The sequence below is a fragment of the Streptomyces macrolidinus genome, from assembly GCF_023887685.1.
Taxonomy (GTDB): domain Bacteria; phylum Actinomycetota; class Actinomycetes; order Streptomycetales; family Streptomycetaceae; genus Streptomyces; species Streptomyces macrolidinus.
Genome location: NZ_JAMWMR010000003.1, coordinates 38,325 through 55,301 on the forward strand (window position 1 = coordinate 38,325; position 16,977 = coordinate 55,301).

15 protein-coding genes and 2 tRNA genes are annotated in these 16,977 nt (G+C 69.8%); 11 read left to right on the forward strand and 6 right to left on the reverse strand.

From position 1 onward, the window contains the following. Positions 1–10: 10 nt before the first annotated feature. Both NGF19_RS04220 and NGF19_RS04225 read left to right on the forward strand, forming a co-directional pair. Positions 11–691 (forward strand): AIM24 family protein, encoded by a 681-nt coding sequence (locus NGF19_RS04220; protein ID WP_252422264.1) that lies wholly within the window; start codon positions 11–13, stop codon positions 689–691. Positions 692–707: 16 nt separating this feature from the next. Then, a complete protein-coding gene (locus tag NGF19_RS04225; RefSeq protein WP_252422266.1) occupies positions 708–1,463 on the forward strand; it encodes an AIM24 family protein in 756 nt (251 codons plus the stop codon). A gap of 84 nt (positions 1,464–1,547) precedes the next feature. Here NGF19_RS04225 and NGF19_RS04230 read toward each other — a convergent pair whose 3' ends face one another. Both NGF19_RS04230 and NGF19_RS04235 read right to left on the reverse strand, forming a co-directional pair. Then, positions 1,548–2,063, reverse strand: coding sequence for an NUDIX hydrolase (locus NGF19_RS04230; protein ID WP_252422268.1), 516 nt, complete (start codon positions 2,061–2,063; stop codon positions 1,548–1,550). Beyond that, positions 2,060–3,517, reverse strand: a complete 1,458-nt coding sequence (locus NGF19_RS04235; RefSeq protein WP_252422270.1) for a zinc-dependent metalloprotease — start codon at positions 3,515–3,517, stop codon at positions 2,060–2,062. The genes NGF19_RS04230 and NGF19_RS04235 overlap by 4 nt, the downstream gene beginning before the upstream one ends. A gap of 190 nt (positions 3,518–3,707) precedes the next feature. Between NGF19_RS04235 and NGF19_RS04240 the strand changes: the two genes are divergently transcribed. The 4 genes from NGF19_RS04240 (at position 3,708) to NGF19_RS04255 (ending at position 6,955) form a co-directional block, all read left to right on the forward strand. Beyond that, a complete protein-coding gene (locus tag NGF19_RS04240) occupies positions 3,708–4,868 on the forward strand; it encodes an SDR family oxidoreductase (protein WP_252422272.1) in 1,161 nt (386 codons plus the stop codon). A gap of 100 nt (positions 4,869–4,968) precedes the next feature. Continuing rightward, positions 4,969–5,430: a molybdenum cofactor biosynthesis protein MoaE gene (locus tag NGF19_RS04245; RefSeq protein WP_252422273.1), complete on the forward strand. Its 462-nt coding sequence runs from the start codon at positions 4,969–4,971 to the stop codon at positions 5,428–5,430. Positions 5,431–5,557: 127 nt separating this feature from the next. Further along, positions 5,558–5,776 (forward strand): hypothetical protein, encoded by a 219-nt coding sequence (locus NGF19_RS04250; protein ID WP_252422275.1) that lies wholly within the window; start codon positions 5,558–5,560, stop codon positions 5,774–5,776. Between the two features lie 81 nt (positions 5,777–5,857). Next, complete coding sequence (locus NGF19_RS04255; RefSeq protein WP_252422277.1) at positions 5,858–6,955, forward strand: YlbL family protein; 1,098 nt, start codon at positions 5,858–5,860, stop codon at positions 6,953–6,955. 112 nt (positions 6,956–7,067) lie between these two features. On the opposite strand, the gene NGF19_RS04260 is transcribed toward NGF19_RS04255, so the two are convergent. Next, positions 7,068–7,613 (reverse strand): PPA1309 family protein, encoded by a 546-nt coding sequence (locus NGF19_RS04260; RefSeq protein ID WP_252422278.1) that lies wholly within the window; start codon positions 7,611–7,613, stop codon positions 7,068–7,070. A gap of 165 nt (positions 7,614–7,778) precedes the next feature. Between NGF19_RS04260 and NGF19_RS04265 the strand changes: the two genes are divergently transcribed. From NGF19_RS04265 to NGF19_RS04280, 4 genes are all read left to right on the forward strand, one after another. Beyond that, positions 7,779–10,736 (forward strand): UPF0182 family membrane protein, encoded by a 2,958-nt coding sequence (locus NGF19_RS04265; RefSeq protein WP_252422626.1) that lies wholly within the window; start codon positions 7,779–7,781, stop codon positions 10,734–10,736. A gap of 44 nt (positions 10,737–10,780) precedes the next feature. After that, positions 10,781–10,854, forward strand: a tRNA-Met gene (locus NGF19_RS04270). A gap of 231 nt (positions 10,855–11,085) precedes the next feature. Next, positions 11,086–12,891: a tetratricopeptide repeat protein gene (locus tag NGF19_RS04275; protein WP_252422279.1), complete on the forward strand. Its 1,806-nt coding sequence runs from the start codon at positions 11,086–11,088 to the stop codon at positions 12,889–12,891. A 101-nt stretch (positions 12,892–12,992) separates the two neighbouring features. After that, a tRNA-Met gene (locus tag NGF19_RS04280) sits at positions 12,993–13,066 on the forward strand. 286 nt (positions 13,067–13,352) lie between these two features. Here NGF19_RS04280 and NGF19_RS04285 read toward each other — a convergent pair. Next, the gene (locus NGF19_RS04285) at positions 13,353–13,769 is read right to left on the reverse strand and encodes a Fur family transcriptional regulator (RefSeq protein WP_252422280.1); all 417 of its coding nucleotides are present in this window, start codon (positions 13,767–13,769) and stop codon (positions 13,353–13,355) included. A 144-nt stretch (positions 13,770–13,913) separates the two neighbouring features. Here NGF19_RS04285 and NGF19_RS04290 point away from each other — a divergent pair, with 144 nt between their 5' ends. Next, positions 13,914–15,368, forward strand: coding sequence for a catalase (locus NGF19_RS04290; protein WP_252422281.1), 1,455 nt, complete (start codon positions 13,914–13,916; stop codon positions 15,366–15,368). Between the two features lie 70 nt (positions 15,369–15,438). On the opposite strand, the gene NGF19_RS04295 is transcribed toward NGF19_RS04290, so the two are convergent. Then, entirely contained in the window at positions 15,439–15,840 is a 402-nt protein-coding gene (locus tag NGF19_RS04295; protein WP_252422282.1) for a CBS domain-containing protein, read from the reverse strand. A gap of 255 nt (positions 15,841–16,095) precedes the next feature. Next, a complete protein-coding gene (gene hisN / locus NGF19_RS04300; protein WP_252422283.1) occupies positions 16,096–16,896 on the reverse strand; it encodes a histidinol-phosphatase in 801 nt (266 codons plus the stop codon). Positions 16,897–16,977 lie beyond the last annotated feature (81 nt).

Genomic DNA, 16,977 nt, shown 5'->3' on the forward strand with positions numbered 1-16,977 from the left:
GGAGCCCGTCATGAACCAGCCACTCGCGGGCTTCGCCCCCGCACCCGTCACCGCCCGCATGGAGAACCACGGCAGCCAGATGCTGAAGGTGGCCATGCAGACCGGAAACGACCTCCTCGCGCGCGTGGGGTCCATGGTCGCCTACGAAGGGTTCATCCAGTACGAGCCCAACCCGTCCGCCGTGCGCCAGATCGCACGGGACTGGATCACCGGGGAGGGCGCGCCCCTCATGAAGTGCTCCGGTGACGGCCTGCTCTACCTCGCCGACTACGGGGCGAACGTCGTCGTCATCAACCTCAATGGGGACGCGATCTCCGTCAACGCCACGAACCTGCTCGCCCTGGACGCGCATCTCCAGTGGGGTGTCGAACGCGTCAAGGGCCTCGCGAAGTTCACCGGGCAAGGGCTGTGGAACACCACGATCTCCGGTCAGGGCTGGGTCGCGCTGACCTCGCGCGGCAAGCCGATCGTCGTCGACTGCGGCAGGGGCGAGGACGAGACCTACGTCGACCCGGACGCCCTCGTCGCCTGGTCCCCGAACCTGAAGGTGAAGGGCAAGCGCAGCTTCAAGGCGCAGTCGCTCATCGGACGCGGCAGCGGCGAGGCGTACCAGATGGCGTTCTCCGGACAGGGCATCGTGGTCGTCCAGCCCAGCGAGGACAGCACCGACCGTCTCCGGATCCGGGGCTGAGGGGGAACCGCACACCATGCAGAGCACGCTCTTCGCCTACAACGAGCAGCAGACCCAGGAGCGCTACGGCCTGCAGAACCCGCAGATGCTGCGCGTCCTGCTGGAGGGCCACGACGACATCCTGGCGCGCAAGGGCACCATGGTCGCCTACCAGGGGCTCGTCGAGTTCGACGCCGAGTACCAGAGCAACAACCAGCAGCACGCGCGTGCGTACACGGGCGAGGGCCTGGACCTGATGCGCTGCCACGGGCAGGGCACCGTCTACCTCGCGAACCTCGCCCAGCACGTGCACATCATGGACGTCGAGCAGGACGGGCTCACCGTCGACAGCGACTACGTCCTCGCGATGGACTCCGCGCTGCACTACGAGGTCATCGCCGTCGACAGCCTGTACGGCATCTCGGGCTCCGGCAAGTACCAGCTCAACATCACCGGCCGCGGCAAGGTCGCGCTGATGACGTCCGGCGCGCCCCTGGTGATGCAGGTCAGGCCGGACACCTACGTCAACTGCGACGCCGACGCGATCGTCGCCTGGTCCACCGGCCTGCGCGTCCAGATGCAGGCCCAGACGCATTCCTCCGGGGTGTGGCGCCGCCGCGGCAACACCGGTGAGGGCTGGGAGCTCAGCTTCATGGGCAACGGATACGCGCTGATCCAGCCGAGCGAGCTGCTGCCCCCGCAGAACGCGGCGATCGGACAGGGGCTGCGGGCCCAGTACGGCATGGGCCAGCAGGGGGCGCGAGGACAGAACCAGGGCAACGTCTGGAACTGAGCAGGCATAAGGGCTGAGCACGAGTAAGGGGTGACCGCCATTGCGGTCACCTCTTACCTCTCGCCGTCTCTCGGAGGCGGGCGCTCAGAGACGCGCGCGCGTCGCCTCCAGCAGTCGTACGACCGATGTGTCCGCCACGCCCGCGACGTCGTCGTACGCGAACCAGCGCAGGTCCAGCGACTCGTCGCTGATCGCCTCGACGGCTCCGGCCGGGGCGAGCGCCGCGTACTGGACGTCGAGATGCCAGGCGCACGGCGTGGAATGGCGGTCCAGGCGCACCGGGCCGCCGGACAACAGGGTCATACCCTCGATGCCCGACTCCTCGGTGGCCTCGCGCAGCGCGGCGGCTGCCAGCGTTGTGTCCACCGGCTCGCAGTGGCCGCCCATCTGAAGCCACATCCGCAGCTTCTTGTGCAGGGTCAGCAGAACACGGCCGTGCTCGGGGTCGATCACCAGCGCACTCGCCGTGATGTGCCCGTCCGCGCAGGACTTCCACATGCCGTCCGGATGCGCCGCCAAGTGATCCAGATAGACCTGGCGCAGCTCCTGCTGGTCCTCGTAGCCCTTCACCACGAGGACCGCGTCGTCATGGAGGCTCACTCGCGGCCGTCGCCCTTGCCGTCCTCCCCGGAGTCCTCGCCCTTCTCGGGTTCGGGCTTCTCGAGGTCAGGCTTCGGGGCGATGCCGCCGCCCGCCGCCTCGCCGAGCATCTTGTCCAGCTCGGAGAAGTCGAGCTGCTCGCGGTGCACGAAGCCGTCCGGGTCGTCCAGGTCGGACGCCGTCGGCAGCATGTCCGGGTGGGCCCACAGGCCGTCGCGGCCGTCGACCCCGCGCGCGTCCGTGAGCGAGGCCCACAGGCGTGAGGCGTCCCGCAGCCGGCGCGGGCGCAGCTCCAGGCCGATCAGCGTCGCGAACGTCTGCTCGGCCGGACCGCCCGAGGCGCGGCGGCGGCGCAGGGTCTCGCGCAGGGCGTCCGCGGAGGCCAGGCGCGGCTTGGCCGCCGCGTGCACCACCGCGTCCACCCAGCCTTCGACGAGCGCCAGGGCCGTCTCCAGCCTGGCCAGGGCCGCCTTCTGCTCGGGTGTGTCCTGCGGCTGGAACATGCCCTGCTGGAGCGCCTGCTGAAGCTCCTCGGGGTTCTGCGGGTCGAACTGACCGACCACGTCCTCCAGCTTGGCCGTGTCGACTTTGATGCCGCGCGCGTAGCCCTCGACCGCGCCGAAAAGATGCGAGCGCAGCCACGGGACGTGCGCGAACAGGCGCTGGTGGGCGGCCTCGCGCAGCGCGAGATACAGCCGCACCTCCTCCTTGGGCACACCGAGGTCCTTGCCGAACGCCTCGATGTTCAAAGGCAGCAGCGCGGCCTTGCCGGCCGGGCCGAGCGGCAGGCCGATGTCGGTCGAACCGACGACCTCACCGGCGAGCACGCCGACGGCCTGCCCGATCTGCGTCCCGAACATGGCGCCGCCCATGGAGCGCATCATGCCGATCAGCGGGCCCGCCATGGCCTGCATCTCCTCCGGCAGGACATCGCCCATGGCCGCGCCGACACGCTCCGCGACCGGGTCGACCAGGTCCTTCCACACCGGCAGGGTCGCCTCGACCCACTCCGCGCGGCTCCAGGCCACGGCGGAACCGGCGCCGGACGGGAGCGACGTCGCGTCGTCGAGCCACAGGTCGGCGAGGCGGACGGCCTCCTCGACGGCGGAGCGCTCGCCAGGACTCACGCTCGTGTCCTTCGTACCGTCCGCGGTGCCCTGGGAGACGGTCTGGCGGGCGATCTGCTTGGCCATGTCCCAGTTCACCGGGCCGCCCTCGTACGAGAGCATCTGGCCGAGCTGCTGGAAGGCGGCGCCCAGGTCGGTGGGGTTCAGGGAACCGAACATCGCGGCGAGCGGGTTGTCGGCGCCGGCGCCGCCGGCTCCGGGCAGCCCGAAACCGAACGGGTTGGCCGGTCCCTGACCACCGCCGCTCTGCTGGTCCTTCTTCTTGCCCTCGTCGCCGTTCTCCGGCTCCTCCGGCGGAAGGCCGAATCCGAATGGGGTGTCACTCACGGGATTCCTCGGCTGGTAAGGCCACCGGTTCCTTCCGGCGGCTGGCTGCCCGACAACACCACCAGCGTAGACACCCCGGCCGGATCGAGCCTGAGTGCTTCGCCTACTCCTGGCCTGCGGCAGGATGGATGCCACCTGGTACACACGCGTACGTCGCGTCCGTACTGAAGACAACCGCTGGAGACGCCTGGTGAGTTCCCCAGATCCGCAGGTTCGCGCAGCGCGAAACCGATCAGCCCGTCCGTCGGCCGACGACAGCCCCCGGGCGTCGGCGCAGCGCGTCGGCGAGTCCTCCGCCCGCGGGCCCGTCGTCGCGGTCACGGGCGCGGCGAGCGGCATCGGCGCGCTGCTCACCGAGAGGCTCGCCGCGTGCGACGAGGTCAAACAGGTCGTCGCCATCGACGAGCGGCGCGGGGAGTGCGCGGCGGCCCAGTGGCACATCCTGGACGTGCGGGACCCGGCGATCGCGGAGAAGCTGCGGGGCGCCGACGTCGTGGTGCACCTGGCCCTCGACCTCGATCTGGAGACGGACGCGGCGGCGCGTACGGCGTACAACGTCCGGGGCACGCAGACGGTGCTGACGGCCGCCGCGGCGGCCGGGGTGCACCGGGTGGTGCTGTGCACGTCCGCGATGGTCTACGGGGCGCTCCCGGACAACGAACTGCCGCTCTCCGAGGACGCCGAGCTGCGGGCGACGGCGGAGGCGACCGGCGTCGGGGACCTGCTGGAGATCGAGCGGCTCGGCCGGCGGGCGCCGCGCGCCCATCCGGGGCTCAATGTCACCGTCGTGCGCCCCGCGGTCCTCATCGGGGGCACGGACACGGCGCTGACCAGGTACTTCGAGTCGCCGCGGCTGCTGGTGGTGGCCGGGTCGCGGCCGGCCTGGCAGTTCTGCCACGTCGAGGATCTGTGCAGTGCCCTGGAGTACGCCGCCCTGGAGAAGGTCGACGGGGAACTGGCCGTGGGGTGCGACGGATGGCTGGAGCAGGAGGAGGTCGAGGAGCTGAGCGGGATCCGGCGGATGGAACTGCCCTCCGCGGTCGCCCTCGGCGCGGCGGCCCGGCTGCACCGGATCGGACTCACGCCCTCGCCCGCCGGGGACCTCGCGTACACGATGTACCCCTGGGTGGTCAGCGGAAGCCGACTGCACGAGGCCGGGTGGCGTCCGCAGTGGACGAACGAGGAGGTCCTCGCGGAGCTGCTGGAGGAGGTCGCCGGGCGGCACACCGTGGTGGGCCGACGCCTGGGCCGCAAGGACGCGACGGCCGCGGGCGCGGCCGGGGCGACGGTCGCGCTGCTGGGCGCGGCGGCGGTGGTACGCCGGGCGCGGAAGGCCCGACGGCGCCTGTAGGCCTCACACGTCACACATCAGCACACACACGCGTGTGTGTGCCGTGGTCTCTTCCGCGGTGTCCGTCCCCGGCACCGACGGCGTACGGCACGATGGGGACATGGCACCTCAGAGTGATCACCTCGGTGAACAGGCAGCGGACGAGCCCGTCAAACTGCTCGCGATCCGCGAGACCCCGCTCTCCCTCGACGAGGTCTTCCGGGCGGTCGGGGACGACGCCGCCGGCGGGACCGCGCTGTTCGTCGGGACCGTACGCAACCACGACGGCGGGGCCGACGTCGATGCGCTCGGGTACTCGTGCCATCCCCATGCCGAGGCCGAGTTGCGGCGCGTCGCGGACAAGGTCGTCGCCGACTACCCGGTGCGGGCTCTCGCGGCGGTGCACCGGGTCGGGGAGCTGCGGGTCGGTGATCTCGCCGTCGTCGTCGCCGTGTCGTGTCCCCACCGGGCCGAGGCCTTCGAGGCCTGCCGCAAGCTGATCGACGACCTCAAGCACGAGGTGCCCATCTGGAAGCACCAGAGGTTCTCCGACGGGACGGAGGAGTGGGTGGGGGCCTGCTGATCCCGCCGCCCGGCCCGCGACGCACGGCTCATGCGTGTGCGTCGCCATACGTCTCATAGGGTTAACCGAGTACTCATCGGACTCAGCTTGCGTAACCGCACCCCTCCCGTGAGCGTTGTCAGTGCGGATGATTAGTCTGCTGATCAGTCAGCGGCGGACACTCATGGTTTGGGAGGTCGGCATGGCGGCGCTCGCGTGGCTGCTGATTCCGCTTGTCGCTGGGATCGGCGCCGGACTGTGGGGTGGTTGGGCCGGCCGCAACCGTACGGGCGCGGGCGACGGCTCCGAACTCGCCGGCTACGCACGCTTCCGCGAGGCCATGGAGAAGTCCCACTCCGGCAGTTGAGGGCCCTCGTACCTCGGGGCCGCCCTCACGCGCGTACGGCCCCGGAGGTGTGCGCAGAGCACCGTCCCGTACTGTCGTTCCATGCCACGCCGCACCGCGACGATGCTCGCCTCCACCCTGATGCTGATCGCGCTCCTGTGCGCGGGAGTGTTCATCAACGTGCCGTACTCGGAGATCTCTCCGGGTCCGACGGTGAACACGCTGGCCGAGCACGGTGGCGAGCCGGTGCTGCAGATCACCGGGCACAAGACCTATCCGGCGAGCGGTCATCTGAACATGACCACGGTCCGGGTCACCAGCGCCGACTACAACATGAACCTGGTCGAGGCCATCTACGGCTGGCTCGCGCACGACAGCCTGGTCGTCCGGCACGACACGCTCTACCCGGACGGCAAGACCGAGGAACAGTCGAGCCAGGAGAACGCCGAGGAGTTCAGCCAGTCCCAGCAGAGCGCCAAGGTCGCCGCGCTGAAGCAGCTCCACATCCCCGTGACGTCCTGGGTGATCGTCTCCACCGTGCTCAAGGGGTCGCCCGCCGAGGGCAAGCTGCACGCGGGCGATGTCATCAAGGCCGTCGACGGGACCGCCGTGAAGGAGCCCGCGGACGTCTCCAAGCTGGTGACCCGGCACAAGCCCGGCCAGGACGTCGTGTTCACGATCGTGCCCGCCAAGGAGCAGGCCGCCGCCGTGAAGGCGCACAAGAAGGCCACCACGACGCGGGATGTGACGATCACCACGAAGGAGTCCCAGGACGGCGGCCAGGAGCGGGCCATCGTCGGGATCTCCGCGGGGACCGACAACACCTTCCCGTTCACCATCGACATCAAGCTCGCCGACGTCGGCGGCCCCAGCGCCGGTCTGATGTTCGCCCTCGGCATCATCGACAAGCTCACCCCGGGCGACCTCACCGGCGGCAAGTTCGTGGCCGGCACCGGGACCATCGACGACGACGGCCGGGTCGGTCCGATCGGCGGCATCGAGATGAAGACGCTCGGCGCGCGCAACAAGGGCGCGCAGTACTTCCTGACGCCCAAGGACAACTGCTCGGCAGCCGCGAAGGACGTCCCCAAGGGGCTGACGCTCGTCAAGGTCGGCACGATCAAGGACGCGCTGAACGCCCTGGACGACATCCGCACCGGGAAGACCGCCGACCTGCCGAAGTGCACCACCCGGAGCTGACGTACGGCGCGTGTACGTGAGAGGGGGCGCCCGGAGATTCCGGGCGCCCCCTTACGCACCTATGAGCACGCACCTATGAGCGCATGCCCAGAAGCACGTACCCAGGACGCGGTCAGTCCGCGAACGTCGCCGACAGCGCCTCCGCGAGGCCCGGCACCAGCTCAGGACCCGTCAGCACCTCCGTCGGCGAGTCCTTCTCGCGCAGCCGCACTGCCGACTCGCGTGTGCCGTCGCGCAGGACCGCCACCGTCATGCGCACCTCCTGGCGGTCCGGGTGCTCGGCGACCCATCGCGTCAGCTTCTTCCCGGTCAGCCCCTGCGGAACCTGGGTCTCCGCGGACGGCGGCAGCATCAGCCGCTCCACCGTGAGCGCGCAGCCGGCCACGGCGTCGGGCCAGGCGATGGTGCCGAGGAACTCGTCCAGCGGCCGGTCGGCGGGGATCTCCTCCTGCTCGATGGGGGTGAGACCGGAGGTGGCCTCGGGCGCGTCCGCCAGGCCGAGCTGGGCCGCGAGCGCGGGTTCCTGGGTCCGCAGCCGCGCGGTGTCTACGAGGGCGAAGAGGCGAGCGGCCTGGTCCCAGCCGAAGCCGGAGACGTACTCGTCGATCTCGAGTACGGCCCGGGTGAGGGGGCTCGCTGCCATGGGAGTGTTGGACATGGTCACAATCCTGCCTCGTTCTTGCCCGGAAGCGGGAACCGAGTAAAGCGCCAGTAAGTTGCATAGGTGAGGCTCCTCGATCGTGGAGCCTCGTCCACGGTCCGCGTTCGCGAGGGCCTGACGTATTCAACAGCGAACTTCGAGGTGCGCACCTTGGCTTTCCAGATGCCGGACCGCGGCGGAGGCCCGACGGGGCCACGGATCAGAGTGGGCCGCCCGTCCCGGCGAGCCCGGACCCTGCTCATGACAGTGGGGGTCCTCGCCGTCCTCGGCATGGCGTTCATCATGTTCGCCGGCTTCTGGACGGACTGGCTCTGGTACCGATCGGTGAGGTATTCGTCCGTCTTCACGACCACTCTGTGGACGAAGGCCGGACTCTTCTTCGTCTTCGGACTGCTGATGGCGGGCGCGGTCGGGCTCAACATCTGGCTCGCGCACCGTATGCGCCCCCCGCTGAGCGCCATGTCCGCGGAGCAGCAGAGCCTCGACCGCTACCGCATGGGGATCGCACCCTACAAGAAGTGGCTGCTGCTCGGGATCACCGCGCTGGTGGGCCTGATCTCGGGAGCGTCCGCGGCGGGCCAGTGGCGTACGTGGCTGCTGTGGGTGAACGGCGTGCCCTTCCACCAGAAGGACCCCCAGTTCCATCTGGACGTCTCCTTCTACGCCTTCGACCTGCCCTGGTACCGCTTCCTGCTCGGCTTCGGCTTCGCCGCCACGGTGCTGGCGCTGATCGCCGCCGCGCTCACCCACTACCTGTACGGCGGTCTCAGGCTCACCTCCCCGGGCTCGCGCGCCACGGCCGCGGCGACCGGACATCTGTCGGTGCTGCTGGGCGTCTTCGTCACGCTGAAGGCCGTGGCGTACTGGCTCGACCGGTACGGCCTCGCGGTCAAGTCCAGCGACTTCAAGGCGACCGGCGACTGGACGGGCCTTCGGTACGTCGACGCCAACGCCTATCTGCCGGCCAAGACGATCCTGTTCTGCATCGCGGCCATCTGCGCGGTGCTGTTCTTCGCCACCCTGTGGCGGCGGACCTGGCAGCTTCCCGTCATCGGCTTCGGCCTGATGGTTCTCTCCGCGATCCTCATCGGCGGGCTGTATCCGGCGATCGTCCAGAAGTTCCAGGTCCAGCCGAACGAGCAGGCCAAGGAAGCGCCGTACGTCGAGAAGAACATCGAGGCGACCCGCGAGGCCTACGGCATCGACGGCGCCCAGGTCACGGAGTACGCGGGCAAGAGCGACAACAAGAACCAGGGCAAGCTGCGCGAGGTGGCCGACGCCACGGCGAGCATCCGCCTGCTGGACCCGAACGTCGTCTCCCCGACGTTCACCCAGCTCCAGCAGATGAAGAACTACTACGCGTTCCCGACCAACCTGGACGTCGACCGCTACACCAAGGACGGCAAGGACCAGGACACGGTCGTCGGTCTGCGTGAGCTGAACCTCGAGGGCATCCCGGCCTCCAAGCGGAACTGGATCAACGACCACTTCCGCTACACGCACGGCTTCGGCATGGTCGCCGCCAAGGGCACCGACGCCGGTGGGAACGGCCAGCCGGTCTTCACGGAGTCCAACCTCCCGACGTCCGGTGACCTGCCCTCGTACGAGCAGCGGGTCTACTACGGCGAGAAGACCACCACGTACTCGATCGTCGGCGGTCCCCAGAAGGAGATCGACTACCCCGACGACGACGGCGAGAAGACCACCAGCTACCAGGGCAAGAGTGGGGTCAGCCTCTCCAACCCGGTGAACCGGGCCGCGTACGCGGTGGCGTTCGGCGAGCCGCAGATCCTCTACTCCGGCGCCATCGGCGACGGCTCGCGGATCCTGTACAACCGCACGCCCAAGGAGCGCGTCGAGGCGGTCGCGCCGTGGCTGACCATCGACGGCGACGCCTATCCGGCGGTCGTGAGCGGCCGCATACAGTGGATCGTCGACGCCTACACGACGACGAACGGATACCCGTACGCCTCCCGTACGACCCTCGGTGACACGACGGCCGACTCGCTGACCGCGGCCAACACCCAGCGCGCGGTGGTGGCCCAGCAGAACCAGGTCAACTACATCCGCAACTCGGTGAAGGCGACCGTCGACGCGTACACCGGCGAGGTCAAGCTCTACCAGTGGGACACCAAGGACCCGGTCCTGAAGACCTGGATGAAGGCGTTCCCGGGCACGGTCAAGGACAAGAGCGAGATCTCGCAGCCGCTGATGTCCCATCTGCGTTACCCGCAGGACCTGTTCAAGGTGCAGCGCGAACTGCTGACCCGCTACCACGTCAAGGACGCTCCGACGTTCCTGAGCGGCAGCGAGGTGTGGCAGGTCCCGGACGACCCGACGAACGAGTCGAACAACGCGGTGCCGCCGTACTACCTGAGCATGAAGATGCCCGACCAGCAGGCGCAGGCGTTCTCCCTGACGACGACGTTCACCCCGAACGGCCGTGACAACCTGGGCGCGTTCATGGCGGTCAACGCCGAGGCGGGGACCAGTGACTACGGCAAGATCAGGATCCTGAAGCTACCGACGAGCAGAACGGTCGACGGGCCGAAACAGGTCCAGAGCCAGTTCAACTCCGAACAGAGCATCGCCGAGTCGATCAGGCTGCTGAAGGGCGGCGACTCGCAGGTCGAGTACGGCAACCTGCTCACCGTCCCGCTCGAAGGCGGACTGCTGTACGTGGAGCCGGTGTACGTACGCGGCGGTCAGCTCAAGCTCCCCTTGCTGCGCAAGGTGTTGGTGACCTACGGCGGCCACACCGCCTTCGAGGACACGCTCGACCAGGCGCTCACCAAGGTCTTCGGCGCGGAGGCCTCGACCTCGCCGCCGAAGGACGACGGCGGGGGGAACAGCAAGCCGACGTCGGGCGACCCGAAGCTCCAACAGGCGCTGAGCGATGCCAAGAAGGCCTTCGAAGCGGGCCAGGAGGCCCTGAAGAAGCCCGACTTCACGGCGTACGACAAGGCCCAGAAGGACCTCGCGGACGCGCTGAAGCGGGCCGAGGAGGCGCAGGCCGCGGCCGACAAGTCGGGCGGCGGCAAGAACGCCGACAGCAAGAGCAGCGACAGCAAGAGCCCGGACGGCAAGAACGCTGACGGCAAGACCACCGACAGCGGCTGATCGATCAGCCCGCCCCGCGCCGTGGTACGGTTGTTCCACAACGGCGCGGGGTGGAGCAGCTCGGTAGCTCGCTGGGCTCATAACCCAGAGGTCGCAGGTTCAAATCCTGTCCCCGCTACTGAAGTCGAGGGCCCGGATCCTGATCATGGATCCGGGCCCTTGGCGTGTGCGGTGACGACACACGGGGCATGCGCCGTGACCTGGTACGTCGCGTGAAGTGCGGCTGCCTGCAAGGGGAGTTGGCCACTCTGTGTTTGACTTGTCTCTCTGTGGGCATGTCGACAAAACGCTGAAGTGACCTCACTGACTGCGGTGTAGCGGCTGTACCCAGGGTGCGGGTGGTGCGACGATGGACGTTATGGGGGACAAGGCAACTCTGTACGAGGTAGGGCGATTTGTGCAGACCGCCGAACGGGACGAGACCGGCGAGGCTGTCGAGGAACTGCGCCGACGTATCGCCGCGGAAGCGGGCGACGTCGAGGCGATGAGCGTCCTCGGGGCCATGCTGCTGCGCCGTGGCGATCTCGACGGAGCCGAGCCCCAGTTGCGTGCCGCCACCGCCGCGGGTGACCGTGCCGCCGCCAACAACCTGGGGGTGCTGCTGCATCAGCGCGGATACGCCGAGGAGGCCGCCGGCTGGTGGCGGGTCGCCGCCGTCGCCGGATCCGCCGCCGCGGCGCACGCGCTCGGACGACACCACCGCGAGCGCGGGGACGAGCCCGCCGCCGAGTACTGGCTGCGCCAGTCCGCCGAGCAGGGGCACACCCTCGGCGCGTACGCGCTCGCCGATCTGCTGGAGCACCGCGGCGAGGACGGCGCCGAGCGCTGGATGCGCGCCGCCGCCGAGCGCGGGCACCGCGAGGCCGCCTACCGGCTGGCGCGAGCGCTCGACCGCAAGGCCCAGCGCGAGCGCAGGCTCAGTGGTGACAACGGTGTCAAGTCGTCCGTGCTCGCCGAGGCCGAGCAGTGGTACCGGCAGGCCGCGGCGCGCGGGCACCGCCGGGCCGCGCTGCATCTCGGGGCGATCCTGGAGCGGCGCGGCGACATCAAGGAGGCCGGACGCTGGTACCTGACCAGCGCCAAGGACGGGGAGGCGCGCGCCGCCTGCGCGCTCGGCTTCCTGCTGCGCGACGCGGGCGACCAGGAGAGCGCCGCCGACTGGTGGCTGCGGGCCGCCCGACAGGGAGACGGCAACGCCGCGAACGCGCTGGGCGCGCTGCATGCCGAGCGCGGCGAGACACAGACCGCCGAGCGGTGGTACCGCGCGGCGACGGACGCCGGTGATGTCAACGGCGCCTACAACCTCGGGCTGCTCTGCGCCGAGCAGGGCCGGATCGCACAGGCCGACCAGTGGTACCGGCGGGCGGCCTACGCAGGGCACCGCGAGGCCGCCAACGCGCTCGCGATCCTGCTGCTGCGGGGCGGCGACGCGACCGGCGCCGAGCCGTGGTTCTCCAAGGCCGCCGAGGCGGGCAGCGTGGACGCCGCGTTCAACCTCGGGATCCTGTACGCCGGCCGGGGCGAGGACGGCCCGGCCCTCAGGTGGTACGAGCGGGCGGCGGCGGCCGGGCACACCGAGGCGGCACTCCAGGTCGGCATCGCGCGCCTGCGCGAGGGGGACGAGCGCACGGCCGAGCGGCATCTGCGCTGCGCGGCGGGGGGCGGCAGCGCGGAGGCCGCCTACCGCCTGGCCATGCTGCTGGACGCGCGCCGTCCGCCGCAGCCCGCGCATGAGCTGGGCGAGCCGTCGCAGGAGCGGAACGAGTGCGAGGAGTGGTACGAGCGGGCGGCGTCGCAAGGCCATCGGCGGGCCCAGGTGCGGGTCGGGATGCTGGCCGCCGCGCGGGGTGACGTCGTGGAGGCGGCGCGGTGGTACCGGCAGGCGGCCGAGGCCGGGTCGCGCAACGGCGCGTTCAACCTCGGGCTGCTGCTCGCGCGGGAGGGCAGCGAGCCGGAGGCCGCCCTGTGGTGGACGCGCGCGGCGGACGCCGGGCACGGTCGGGCCGCCCTGCGGCTCGCCCTTGTCTACGCGCGCCGGGGAGAGCTGGCGGACGGGCAGCGCTGGGCGGACCGGGCGGTGTCGCTCGGGCCCGTGGAGGTCGCCGAGCGCGCGGCCCGGCTGCGGGACGCGCTGCGCCAGGAGCTGTCGGCGTGACGGAGAGCATGACGGAGAGCGTGACGAAGGCCGTGCCGAGAAGCATGGCAGGAAGCGATTTGCCTCGGTCCGCGTCCTTGACGTAATGTTGCGTTCACCGACGCGGGGTGGAGCAGCTCGGTAGCTCGCTGGGCTCATAACCCAGAGGTCGCAGGTTCAAATCCTGTCCCCGCTACTGAAGGCCTGGGGCCGGGATCCGAAAGGGTTCCGGCCCTGAGGCGTTTTACGGCCACTGCTTCCCGGCGCCGCCTACCGCGAGCCGGAGTTCGGTCCACCGTGAGGTGAAGTTCGGCTCACCGCGAGGCGAAGTTCGGTCCACCGCGAGGCGAAGTTCCGGGCGAGATCAACGAGTTGACGCCCCGTCAGGTTTGCGGGATCACGCGGAGAGGTAGACGCCCGGAGGAACCGTACGCAACACGGAGCCCCGGCACCTCACAGGTACCGGGACTCAGGGAACGTGGTTACGCGGTGGAGCAGTTCGGGCACAGGCCGCGGTACGTCATCTCGACGTCCGAGACCGTGAAGCCGAAGCGCTCCGAGTCGGGGAGGTCGGCCAGTGGGTTGCCCGTCGGGTGGACGTCGCGGATCGCGCCGCACTGGGCGCACACCAGGTGATGATGCGGCCGGTGCGCGTTCGGGTCGTACCGCTTGGCCCGTTTGTCCGTGCTCACTTCGAGCACCTCGCCCAGCGAGACCAGCTCGCCCAGCGTGTTGTAGACCGTCGCCCGGGAGATCTCGGGCAGCTTGGCGACGGCGCGGGCATGCACCTCGTCGGCCGTCAGATGGACGTGTTCGCCATCGAGGACCTCGGCCACTACGCGCCGCTGCGCGGTCATACGCCATCCGCGTCCGCGCAGCCGTCCCAACAGGTCACTCATACAGACCAGCCTAACAGCAAGGGGACCAGGTCCCGAACGGGTGTGACTTTGGAGTATGGCTTGACTTAGACAAGGTCCATTGTAGGATCGGACTCGACTTTGGCCAAGGGGCAGAGTTGGTCAGGCACAACGAAGGAGGCGCACGTGACGCAGGGACCGCTCACGACGGAGGCCGGTGCTCCGGTTGCCGACAACCAGAACAGCGAGACCGCGGGCGTCGGCGGCCCGGTTCTCGTCCAGGACCAACTCCTGCTGGAGAAGCTCGCCCATTTCAACCGTGAGCGCATTCCCGAGCGTGTCGTGCACGCCCGGGGCGCGGGTGCCTACGGCACCTTCACGGTCACCGCCGATGTCACCCCGTACACGCGTGCCGCGTTCCTCTCGCAGGTCGGCAAGCAGACCGAGACGTTCCTGCGCTTCTCGACCGTCGCCGGCAACCTCGGGGCCGCCGACGCCGTGCGCGACCCGCGCGGCTTCGCGCTGAAGTTCTACACCGAAGAGGGCAACTACGACCTCGTCGGCAACAACACCCCGGTGTTCTTCGTCAAGGACGCCATCAAGTTCCCCGACTTCATCCACACCCAGAAGCGCGACCCGTACACGGGCTCGCAGGAGCCGGACAACGTCTGGGACTTCTGGGGTCTGTCGCCCGAGTCCACGCACCAGGTGACCTGGCTGTTCGGCGACCGCGGCATCCCGGCCTCGTACCGCCACATGAACGGCTACGGCTCGCACACCTACCAGTGGAACAACGAGGCGGGCGAGGTCTTCTGGGTCAAGTACCACTTCAAGACCGACCAGGGCATCAAGTGCCTCACCCAGGAGGAGGCCGAGCGGCTCGCCGGTTCGGACCCCGACTCCCACCAGCGCGATCTGCGCGAGGCCATCGAGCGCGGTGAGTTCCCGACCTGGACCGTGCAGGTCCAGATCATGCCCGCGGCCGAGGCGGCGTCCTACCGCTTCAACCCGTTCGACCTCACGAAGGTGTGGCCGCACGAGGACTACCCGCCGATCGAGATAGGCAAGCTGGAGCTGAACCGCAACCCGGAGAACATCTTCGCGGAGGTCGAGCAGTCGATCTTCAGCCCCGCCCACTTCGTGCCGGGCATCGGTCCCTCCCCGGACAAGATGCTCCAGGGCCGTCTCTTCGCGTACGGCGACGCGCACCGCTACCGGGTCGGCGTCAACGCCGACCATCTGCCGGTGAACCGCCCGCACGCCACCGAGGCGCGCACCAACTCCCGTGACGGCTATCTGTACGACGGCCGCCACAAGGGCGCGAAGAACTACGAGCCGAACAGCTTCGGCGGCCCGTACCAGACGGACCGGCCGCTGTGGCAGTCGACCTCGAACTTCACGGGGGGCACGGGCAATCACGAGGCGCCGAACCACGCCGAGGACAACGACTTCGTCCAGGCGGGCAACCTCTACCGGCTGATGTCGGAGGAGGAGCGGGAGCGCCTGATCGCCAACCTGGCGGGCGCCATCTCGCAGGTCTCGCGCGACGACATCGTCGAGCGCGCGGTCAACAACTTCCGTCAGGCCGACGGAGACTTCGGCAAGCGTCTGGAGGCCGCCGTCCAGGCCCTGCGCGGCTGATCCGGACTGGACCGCCTGTCGAAGGGGACGGGCCGGAACTCCCTCGGGGTTCCGGCCCGTTCGCGTTCCTTCAGCGGGTCATGGCCCGCGCGGGCTGCCGGGCCGGTGTCCAGCAGCGGATGATGTCGCGGACCGAGACGACGCCGACGGGTTCATGGCGGTCGAGGACGATCAGATGGCGGAACCCTCCGTCGGTCATGGCGCGGGCGGCCTCTTCGAGGGTCCAGGACGGCGCGGCGAACACGACGTCCGTGGTGGTGTGGGCATGGGCTCGCTCGGTGTCCGGGCTCTGGCCCAGCCCGAGGGAGTTGAGGATGTCGCGCTCGGTGAGGATGCCGAGGCCGCCGGCGTCCGGGTCGAGGACCACGGCCGCGCCCACCCGACGGGCGGACATCAGCGTTGCTGCCTGGCGCAGGGTGTGTGCGGGGCCGATGGTGAGGACCACCGTGCTCATGGCGTCGCGGACCAGCATGGGGCGGAGCCACCTCCCTGAGGACGCACGGGCTCGGTCCCGGACGGACCCGGTACGTGCCCGCCGGAGGCCCTCCCCCGTGCTTCACAAGTTCACAAGTGGGGGAACCTCAGAGTCCCAGGCAAAGCGCGGGTCAACAAGGGGGCGCACGTGGTGAGTTCAGGGGCGCTCGCGAGGCACAGGAGCACCCCTGGCCTCGGATGCCGATCCCCGGTACCTGGCAGCCGGTACTGAGGCGGCTCGGTACCGACTGACTCAGTACCGGCCGTTCAAATGGTCGAGCAGGACGTCGTGCAGGAGTCCGTTGGAGGCGGCGGCATTGCCGCTGTGCGGGCCCGGACGCCCGTCGAGACCCGTGAAGGTGCCCCCCGCCTCGGTCACGACGATCGCGTTCGCCGCCATGTCCCACAGGGACAGCTCGGGCTCGGCGCACAGGTCGATCGAGCCCTCGGCGACCATCATGTACGGCCAGAAGTCGCCGTAGCCGCGTGTGCGCCACACCGCGCGCGTGAGGTCGAGGAAGCCGTCGAGCCGGCCCTGCTCCTCCCAGCCGGAGAGGGAGGAGTACGCGAACGACGCGTCCGACAGCTTCGAGACCTGCGAGACCCGCAGCCGGGACGCCGAGGACAGACTGCGCCCGGTGAACGCGCCGTGCCCCTGGGCGGCCCACCAGCGGCGGCCCAGCGCGGGGGCGGAGACGACGCCGACGACGGGCTGATAGCCCCCCTCGCCCGCCTCCATCAGGGAGATCAGCGTGGCCCACACGGGCACGCCGCGTACGTAGTTCTTGGTGCCGTCGATGGGGTCGATCACCCAGCGGCGCGGCCCCGTGCCCTCGATGCCGTACTCCTCCCCGAGGATCGCGTCGCGCGGCCGGGCACGCTGCAACTGGCCGCGGATCAGCTCCTCGGCGGCCTTGTCGGCCTCGCTCACCGGCGTCATGTCCGGTTTGGTCTCGACCTTGAGATCGAGGGCCTTGAACCGGGCCATGGTCGCGGCGTCGGCCGCGTCCGCGAGCACATGGGCGAGACGCAGGTCATCGAGATAGTCGGGCATGACACGAACGGTATCCGGCCCTCGACGCGAAGGGCCACACGGCCCGGCGGTTCCTGCCGCGCGAGTGATCAGCGGCTGTCG